The 8,177-nt window shown below is 48.0% G+C and carries 6 protein-coding genes and 19 tRNA genes (1 of these 25 only partly in view); 2 read left to right on the plus strand and 23 right to left on the minus strand.

Going from position 1 to position 8,177, the window contains the following annotated elements; genetic code table 11:
• Positions 1–10: 10 nt before the first annotated feature.
• The 4 genes from menB to NYE42_RS15270 are packed head-to-tail and all read right to left on the minus strand — an operon-like array spanning position 11 to position 4,848.
• Positions 11–829: a 1,4-dihydroxy-2-naphthoyl-CoA synthase gene (gene menB / locus NYE42_RS15255; RefSeq protein ID WP_007408846.1), complete on the minus strand. Its 819-nt coding sequence runs from the start codon at positions 827–829 to the stop codon at positions 11–13.
• A gap of 58 nt (positions 830–887) precedes the next feature.
• On the minus strand, positions 888–1,712 hold the full coding sequence (gene menH / locus NYE42_RS15260) for a 2-succinyl-6-hydroxy-2,4-cyclohexadiene-1-carboxylate synthase (RefSeq protein WP_352426571.1): 825 nt from the start codon (positions 1,710–1,712) through the stop codon (positions 888–890).
• Positions 1,700–3,436, minus strand: coding sequence for a 2-succinyl-5-enolpyruvyl-6-hydroxy-3-cyclohexene-1-carboxylic-acid synthase (gene menD, locus NYE42_RS15265; RefSeq protein WP_352426572.1), 1,737 nt, complete (start codon positions 3,434–3,436; stop codon positions 1,700–1,702). Before menD ends, menH begins: the two co-directional genes overlap by 13 nt.
• Entirely contained in the window at positions 3,433–4,848 is a 1,416-nt protein-coding gene (locus tag NYE42_RS15270; protein ID WP_352426573.1) for an isochorismate synthase MenF, read from the minus strand. Before NYE42_RS15270 ends, menD begins: the two co-directional genes overlap by 4 nt.
• Positions 4,849–5,130: 282 nt before the next feature.
• Here NYE42_RS15270 and NYE42_RS15275 point away from each other — a divergent pair, with 282 nt between their 5' ends.
• Together NYE42_RS15275 and NYE42_RS15280 are read left to right on the plus strand one after the other, a co-directional pair.
• Positions 5,131–5,850 carry a TraR/DksA C4-type zinc finger protein gene (locus NYE42_RS15275; protein ID WP_015418067.1) on the plus strand — a complete coding sequence of 240 codons (720 nt, stop codon included), beginning with the start codon at positions 5,131–5,133 and terminating at the stop codon, positions 5,848–5,850.
• Between the two features lie 153 nt (positions 5,851–6,003).
• Positions 6,004–6,474: a tryptophan-rich sensory protein gene (locus NYE42_RS15280; RefSeq protein WP_144665069.1), complete on the plus strand. Its 471-nt coding sequence runs from the start codon at positions 6,004–6,006 to the stop codon at positions 6,472–6,474.
• 36 nt (positions 6,475–6,510) lie between these two features.
• On the opposite strand, the gene NYE42_RS15285 is transcribed toward NYE42_RS15280, so the two are convergent.
• From NYE42_RS15285 to NYE42_RS15375, 19 genes are all read right to left on the minus strand, one after another.
• Positions 6,511–6,582 (minus strand) — tRNA-Glu (locus NYE42_RS15285).
• Positions 6,583–6,585: 3 nt separating this feature from the next.
• Positions 6,586–6,676: transfer RNA gene (locus tag NYE42_RS15290), tRNA-Ser, on the minus strand.
• Positions 6,677–6,679: 3 nt separating this feature from the next.
• Positions 6,680–6,754, minus strand: a tRNA-Asn gene (locus NYE42_RS15295).
• A 10-nt stretch (positions 6,755–6,764) separates the two neighbouring features.
• A tRNA-Ile gene (locus NYE42_RS15300) sits at positions 6,765–6,841 on the minus strand.
• A 15-nt stretch (positions 6,842–6,856) separates the two neighbouring features.
• Positions 6,857–6,930, minus strand: a tRNA-Gly gene (locus NYE42_RS15305).
• Between the two features lie 8 nt (positions 6,931–6,938).
• A tRNA-His gene (locus NYE42_RS15310) sits at positions 6,939–7,014 on the minus strand.
• Between the two features lie 20 nt (positions 7,015–7,034).
• Positions 7,035–7,110: transfer RNA gene (locus NYE42_RS15315), tRNA-Phe, on the minus strand.
• 10 nt (positions 7,111–7,120) lie between these two features.
• Positions 7,121–7,197 (minus strand) — tRNA-Asp (locus tag NYE42_RS15320).
• Between the two features lie 6 nt (positions 7,198–7,203).
• Positions 7,204–7,280: transfer RNA gene (locus NYE42_RS15325), tRNA-Met, on the minus strand.
• 19 nt (positions 7,281–7,299) lie between these two features.
• A tRNA-Ser gene (locus tag NYE42_RS15330) sits at positions 7,300–7,392 on the minus strand.
• 7 nt (positions 7,393–7,399) lie between these two features.
• A tRNA-Ile gene (locus tag NYE42_RS15335) sits at positions 7,400–7,476 on the minus strand.
• A gap of 2 nt (positions 7,477–7,478) precedes the next feature.
• Positions 7,479–7,555: transfer RNA gene (locus NYE42_RS15340), tRNA-Met, on the minus strand.
• Between the two features lie 20 nt (positions 7,556–7,575).
• Positions 7,576–7,648 (minus strand) — tRNA-Ala (locus tag NYE42_RS15345).
• 4 nt (positions 7,649–7,652) lie between these two features.
• Positions 7,653–7,729: transfer RNA gene (locus NYE42_RS15350), tRNA-Pro, on the minus strand.
• Positions 7,730–7,745: 16 nt separating this feature from the next.
• Positions 7,746–7,822: transfer RNA gene (locus NYE42_RS15355), tRNA-Arg, on the minus strand.
• A 9-nt stretch (positions 7,823–7,831) separates the two neighbouring features.
• Positions 7,832–7,917, minus strand: a tRNA-Leu gene (locus tag NYE42_RS15360).
• A 19-nt stretch (positions 7,918–7,936) separates the two neighbouring features.
• Positions 7,937–8,011: transfer RNA gene (locus NYE42_RS15365), tRNA-Gly, on the minus strand.
• A gap of 9 nt (positions 8,012–8,020) precedes the next feature.
• Positions 8,021–8,104, minus strand: a tRNA-Leu gene (locus NYE42_RS15370).
• Positions 8,105–8,114: 10 nt separating this feature from the next.
• Positions 8,115–8,177 (minus strand) — tRNA-Lys (locus NYE42_RS15375) (it continues 13 nt past the right edge of the window).

The raw sequence follows: 8,177 nt of genomic DNA on the forward strand, positions 1-8,177 counted from the left end.
TGTCATCTGATCACGGAAAACGAGGGAATTGACCGAAATCGGGACTGCGTTTCTCTTTAAAGGAATCGCGGCCTTCTTTCGCTTCGTCAGTCGTGTAATAAAGAAGCGTTGCATCTCCTGCAAATTGCTGAATTCCGGCGAGGCCGTCTGTATCTGCGTTAAATGCCGCTTTAAGGAAACGAAGGGCTGTAGGGCTTTTCTCAAGCATTTCTTCACACCATTTAATTGTTTCCTCTTCAAGTTTCTCTAATGGGACAACCGTATTGACAAGCCCCATGTCGAGCGCTTCCTGCGCGTTGTATTGACGGCACAGGTACCAGATTTCACGGGCTTTCTTATGTCCGACGATACGCGCCAAGTAACCTGAGCCGTAACCGGCATCAAAGCTTCCCACTTTCGGTCCGGTTTGACCGAAAATCGCGTTATCGGCCGCAATCGTTAAATCACAGACGATATGAAGCACATGGCCTCCGCCGATGGCATAGCCTGATACCATCGCTACGACCGGTTTAGGAATAACACGGATCAAACGCTGAAGATCAAGCACATTCAGACGCGGGATCTGATCGTCTCCGACATATCCGCCGTGACCGCGGACTTTTTGGTCTCCGCCTGAACAGAATGCTTTATCTCCCGCTCCCGCTAGAACGATGACACCAATATTGGAGTCATCACGCGCACGAGCAAACGCGTCAATCATTTCTGATACCGTCTTAGGAGTAAATGCGTTATGTACCTCCGGGCGGTTAATTGTTATTTTTGCAATACCGTTATACGTCTCGTACAGGATTTCATCGTACTGACGTTCACTTTTCCATTCTGCAGCCATTGATATGACCTCCTTCATTTTTGCCTGAGTCCGGCCGAAAAGCTATTTTCTTTATGCTTTATAAGCCGTATAAAAACTCACTTACTATCTTACCAAAAATTCGCGGCTGTTCCACATGTACCGTGTGCCCCGCCTTTTTGACAACCTCTATTTTACTTGATGGGAGCAGGTTATGCACCTTTTGATTAATAACGCAAAACTTTTCATCCCATTCTCCGCATATGAGCAGAACGGGCGCTTTGATGCGGTGTAATGCCTCCCACCAGGAAGGCTGTGAGCCCGTCCCCATTCCGAGCAGGCTGCCTGCAAGTCCGGACGGATTATTTTTCAGCCTGCCGGCACGGATGGACGCCTTTATGCTGTCCGGCAGAGAAAGCTGCGTGGCAAACAACGGAATGCCCTCCCAATAATCGACAAACGATGTTATACCTTCCTGCAATATAAAGTCAGCAAGCTTCCGGTCTGACTGAATCCGCTTTTTGCGTTCCTGAAGCGTGCTGAGGCCCGGGGTTGTACTTTCCAAAACAAGCGCTGACAACCGATGCGGAAATGCCTGTGCAAAGGAATACGCAAGTCTTCCCCCCATAGAATAACCAATAAGTTTCACTTTGTGAAGTTTTAATTGATCAAAAACGGCGGCAAGGTCCGCAACCTGCCGGCTCGCACTGTACCTTGCCGCTTGCACAGGCGCGTCTGTCTCCCCGTGACCCAGGCAGTCAATCATCACCATTCGTTCGCCGGGAAACATTCCGCGTAAAAACATCCATGATTCTTTGCTGCCCGTAAATCCATGCAGACAAACAATAGCTTCAGATGATTCGTGTCCGCTATCAGCAGCACGATAGCATACACCGTCGGCCGTTTTAACTGTTACAGTTTCCATTCTTTTTTCACTTCCCGCACTGCGGCCTGCAGCAGATCGCGATGGAATTGAACTCTTGATGTCCGATCTGTTTTCAGCTCGATTATATGAAGTCCGGGCTTGTCCGCCTGCGGCTGATACGCATCCTTAAATGCTTCCCATGTCTCAGGGCAAGTATACGTCCCGCCGTACAGTGCGGCGGCATGCCGGAAATCAAGGCCCGTCGGCGTACCGAACAGTTCTTCAAAATGAGTCTTATCAGATGCCTGCGGCAAAAACGAGAAAATCCCGCCGCCATCATTGTTTATTAAAATAACCGTAAGCGGAATTCCAAGTTTTTTAGCCGCTAACAGCCCGTTTAAATCATGGTAAAACGATAAATCTCCAATGACAAGCGTGACAGGAGCTTTTGTACCTTCACACAGTCCCATAGCCGAGGAGACAACTCCGTCAATTCCGTTAGCGCCGCGGTTGGCATAAACACGGAAGGAACGATCTTGTTTTTCAAAGAACGTATCCACGTCGCGAATCGGCATGCTGTTGCCGACAAAAATCGAACTGCCTTCAGGGACAAGGTGCTGAAGCTGTCGATATACATTTCCTTCAAATGATAAATCATCCATGCTCGCGGCCTGTAAATGACTCCGGAACCGCTCATTGACAAACTGCCATTTCTCAAGCCATCCGGACGGCCGTTTTCCGGTTTCAGCTGAACGGACCGCTTCCAAAAACACAGACGGATGGCAATGAATCATATGCGCGCCGGCCTGGGTGGGATCTCTCCATCCTCCGTCTTCATCGACGATAAACTGCTCAATGGCAGGATCATCTCTGAGCCATAAAAAGAGCGGTTTGGAAACCGGCATCGGGCCGAAGCGGATCACAGCGTCCGGGCGCAGCGCCTCTTTTATTTCTTCATCTTTTAAAAACGAGTCATAAGCATCAATAATCAGCGTCTTATCATGCTCCCCGTTTCTGAGGTTTGAAAGCGGGTCAGCTAAAATCGGGAACTGAAGCATCTCGGCAAGCGCGATGATTTGCTGCTTTTCTGCTTCACCGTGAATTTCGCCGCAGACGATCATACCTCTTTCGGTACCCGCAAGACGCTCTGTAATATGATAGAGAGAATCTTGATCAGCTGACTGAATCCCTGTTGTGACTGAGACGTGCCGCCCCTTTCTCATTCTATCAAAAGGTGCGGCTGATAAATCCGGCATCAAAGGCTCTCTGAGCGGCACATTGATATGGACTGGCCCCATCGGGCGCTTCCCGGCTTCACTTACGGCTCTGCCGGCCAATGTTCTGATATAGCTCAGCATTTGAGGATTTTCTTCAGGCAGAGCCGAGTCTGTGAAAAACTTAACAAAGTTACCGAACAGAAAATGCTGGTTAATCGCCTGAGGCGCCCCCACTTCCCTCAATTCATGAGGCCGGTCAGCAGTCAGGACAATAAGAGGCACTCTTGAATAATGAGCTTCAATCACGGCCGGATAGAAGTTAGCCGCCGCCGTTCCTGACGTACAAATCAGCATGACCGGACGCTGGCGGGCTTTTGCAAGACCGAGTGCGAAAAAACCTGCGGATCGTTCATCAATCTGTATATGGACTTGAATATCCGGGTGGGCCGCCGCCAAAACCGCCAAGGGAGTTGACCTCGATCCCGGGCAAACAACTGCGTCGGTGACACCCGATAGAGCGAATTCATCAATAAAACTTCCGATATAATGTGTAATCGGGTTTGTCAAAGCCTTTCACCTCCTAAAGCAGAGATCATCGGCTTTAGTTTAATTTGTGTTTCTTCATATTCTGATTGCGGATCTGAATCTTCAACAATGCCGCAGCCTGCGAAAAGCCGCGCACTTTTGCCTTCAATCAGCCCTGATCGGATAGCCACGACAAATTCTCCGTTTTCCCTGCCGTCCATCCAGCCGATCGGTGCCGCGTACCATCCACGTGTCATCGGTTCAATATCAGCGATAACTTCAACAGCTTTCTGCTGGGGAGCTCCGCCCAATGCCGGTGTGGGATGCAGCTTTTCAATTAAATCAAACAGCGAAGCGGACGTTTTAAGATGGCCTGTGATCGGTGTATATAGATGCTGAACACTTTTCGTTTTATATAATTGCGGACCTGCAGGCTTTTTCACATCGCTGCAGCTCGACAAGAAAGAATCGTGTATCATCTGAACCACAAAATCATGTTCCGCGAGATTTTTTTCGTCATGCAGCAGCTCTTTGCCGAGACGCTCATCTTCTTGTTGATTTTCTCCGCGCTTAATTGAACCTGCCAGACAGGTGGACATGACGTCTTTGCCGGATTTTTTGATCAGCCGTTCCGGTGAAGCGCCGACAAAGCATTTATCTCCCTGCTCAATCGCAAAAACATAGCTTGTCGTTTGGTCCGTCAAAAGCTTGCGGACAACGCTCTCCGCCGGAATAGGCCCATCATATGACAAAACGACTTCCCTTGCCAGCACGACTTTATCATATTGATTTGCTTTCATATTATTTGTTGCTGTTTTAATGGCTTCAAGCCATTTTTCCACATCAAGTTCTTCCGCTTTTGTTAAAACAGGATATTCTTCATACTCGATTGAAGAAACTGAAAAAGCTTCCGAAAAAGATTTCAGACGTTTCAGCGTATCTTCTGCCTGATTACCGTCTGCCGCCCATTGATTGACGGTTAAATAATCACCATCTGCCGTCTTTGTCAGCATGAGTGAGGGGATAAAGAACAGTCCTTCTTCGAACCCGTTCCATTCGTCTCCTCTCTCTTCAGCGGGATTAAATGAAAAACCGCCGAATAAGACAGGGCCGACCGCGGTATGCGCCGCCTCTTCTTCTTCATGAATATGAAAAGCCGTCTTTTTAAAGCGCTCCCATTGTTCAAAAACGTCGTGATAACGCTTTCCATTTTTTTCATTCGATTGGAATAGCGCTTCTGTGCCAAGACCGACTATTGTTAATTCACTACCGGGTTCTGACCAAAAAAATCGTTTGCCTTTATATTTTTTTGCTCCGTCTTTGAAAAATGATAGAGGGTCTAAAGACGTAATACGTCTTGAATAGCTCAATAAGACAGCATGGTTGACTTGTTTGGCTTTATGTAACGCATGATCTGTTTCCTCTCGGAACGTATGCTGCACCGTTGTCACCATGAGACATTCCTCCATAATCCGTTAAATGCTTTTAATACAATACACCTGTGATGACTTTGTGTCAAACACACAGATTTGAGCACGACAAAATGCCCGCATTTCTTATTATAAACCTTTTTGCGCAAATGAATAAAGAAACAAACTCGAATTTTCTTTCCCCACTCTCGGCAATCACTGTATCCTTTTACTTCCTCATGGGAAAATGACTATTTTTATCCACCATTTTTCTGCGCAAAAGCGTTCATACTAACAGTAAGCATCACATAGAAACGAGGGATTGATGTGCTTACAAACGAACAGATCACACACTTAAAAAAAGAATTGGAAGAAGCCAGACATGATATTTTAAGCCGCTTTAAAGAAAATGATCAATTTCAGTTAGCTGATGAATTCCCGTATCAGTCATCCGGCGAATTGTCTTCCTATGACAATCATCCCGGCGATCAGGCGACCGAATTATATGAGCGGGAAAAAGACCTGGCTCTGCTCGACCATGAACGGGAGCACCTTCGCGACATTGATTACTCTCTGAAACAAATTGAAAACGGCACATACGGCACATGTGAAGTCAGCGGCAAGGACATTCCTTATGACAGACTCGAAGCTCTGCCGACGGCTACGACATTGGCGGAATATTCCTCGCAGGATGCCGTTTCCAAAGACAGGCCGATTGAAGAGGAAACACCGTTCGGACAGTTTGAATTTGATGATGATGAATCAATCCGGGCGGCTTACGATAGTGAAGATGCTTATCAGGATGTTGAGGAATACGGAAACTCAGAAACGCCTCAGGATTTAGAGGATCCTCCGCTCAGCTATGGGGATATGACAATGAACTCGGAAGAAAACATCGGCTATGCTGAGGATTATGAAAACTTTATCGCGACAGATATTACCGGAAAAAACATTTCCGTGTATCCAAGCAAAGCACACGAAAAATATGAACAGGAACTGGACGAAGAAGGAATTATGACGACATTCGGCGATCTTCATGCTGATTAAAACCCCGGCCTGCCGGGGTTTTTGAATACAAATAAATGGTTTGCTGCATTTCCACACTGAAAACTCATACACTTAATGGTGCATGAACCTTTTAAGAGGTTTAATATTTCCAAAAAGAACTAACGTATTGACATTGAATGACGGAGGGAACAAATGAAAAAGAAGTATATCGGTGCGATTATTGTATTTATCATTACATATGTCTTGTTTTCTTTAGCGGGGTTTCTCTTTCCCATCGACCGGGAATGGTACGACGCGCTGCAAAAACCTGACTGGACGCCGAGCAGATCATTGATCGGCATCATATGGGCGGTTTTGTTTGCGCTTATTTCGCTCACAGCAGCCTTGATATACGCAAAGTTTTCATGTAAAGAATCCAAAGCTTTTTGGGTGATGCTTCTCATCAATTATATCGTGAATCAAGGGTTCAGCTATTTTCAATTCACACAGAAAAATTTGCTTGCTGCATCTATCGATTGCCTGCTTGTGGCTGTGACAACACTCATTCTGTTGCTCATTGCCGGTAAATACAGTAAAGCTTCAGCCTGGCTTCTGGTTCCTTATTTATTATGGAGCGCTTTTGCCACATACCTGTCTTTTACCATTTACGCTATGAATGCATAATAAAAAAACCTTGCATACTATGCAAGGTTTTTTTAATGACCCGTACGGGATTCGAACCCGTGTTACCGCCGTGAAAGGGCGGTGTCTTAACCGCTTGACCAACGGGCCTTATGGCGGAGAAGGAGGGATTTGAACCCTCGCGCCGCTTACACGACCTACACCCTTAGCAGGGGCGCCTCTTCAGCCACTTGAGTACTTCTCCGTATGGCTCCACAGGCAGGATTCGAACCTGCGACCGATCGGTTAACAGCCGATAGCTCTACCACTGAGCTACTGTGGAAAAATCATCATGGTGGGCCTGAGTGGACTCGAACCACCGACCTCACGCTTATCAGGCGTGCGCTCTAACCAGCTGAGCTACAGGCCCATGACAATATAAAAATGGAGCGGGTGATGGGAATCGAACCCACGACATCAGCTTGGAAGGCTGAGGTTTTACCACTAAACTACACCCGCATGTTGTTTGGGGCGATTGATGGGAATCGAACCCACGAGTGCCAGAGCCACAATCTGGTGCGTTAACCACTTCGCCACAACCGCCAAAACAATATTAAATTAAATGGTGGCTCGGGACGGAATCGAACCGCCGACACACGGATTTTCAGTCCGTTGCTCTACCAACTGAGCTACCGAGCCTTTTTATAAATGGCGGTCCGGACGGGACTCGAACCCGCGACCTCCTGCGTGACAGGCAGGCATTCTAACCAACTGAACTACCGGACCATTTTTTGGTTGCGGGGGCAGGATTTGAACCTGCGACCTTCGGGTTATGAGCCCGACGAGCTACCGAACTGCTCCACCCCGCGATGATAATTAAATTAGATATGGCGGAGGAAGAGGGATTCGAACCCCCGCGGGCTTTGACACCCCTGTCGGTTTTCAAGACCGATCCCTTCAGCCAGACTTGGGTATTCCTCCGTATAAGTGGTGGACCTTGTAGGACTCGAACCTACGACCGGACGGTTATGAGCCGTCTGCTCTAACCAACTGAGCTAAAGGTCCAATGGTAGCGGCGGAGGGGATCGAACCCCCGACCTCACGGGTATGAACCGTACGCTCTAGCCAGCTGAGCTACACCGCCAAAAAACAATCAAAATCAAGTGGAGCCTAGCGGGATCGAACCGCTGACCTCCTGCGTGCAAAGCAGGCGCTCTCCCAGCTGAGCTAAGGCCCCAAAATGGTCGGGAAGACAGGATTCGAACCTGCGACCCCATGGTCCCAAACCATGTGCTCTACCAAGCTGAGCTACTTCCCGTTTTCAAAAGTATGTATGGCGCGCCCGAGAGGAGTCGAACCCCTAACCTTTTGATCCGTAGTCAAACGCTCTATCCAATTGAGCTACGGGCGCAACAATAAGTGCCGAGGGCCGGACTTGAACCGGCACGGTAGTCACCTACCGCAGGATTTTAAGTCCTGTGTGTCTGCCAATTCCACCACCCCGGCATGGATGGTATAGTATAGTTGGAGCGGAAGACGGGATTCGAACCCGCGACCCCCACCTTGGCAAGGTGATGTTCTACCACTGAACTACTTCCGCGTTTGGCAATGCGGATGAAGGGACTTGAACCCCCACGTCTGTAAAGACACTAGAGCCTGATTCTAGCGCGTCTGCCAATTCCGCCACATCCGCAAGAAAAACATGGTGAGCCATGAAGGACTCGAACCTTCGACCCTCTGATTAAAAGTCAGATGCTCTACCAACT

It is taken from the genome of Bacillus sp. FSL K6-2865, from assembly GCF_040311405.1.
Lineage (GTDB): Bacteria > Bacillota > Bacilli > Bacillales > Bacillaceae > Bacillus > Bacillus velezensis.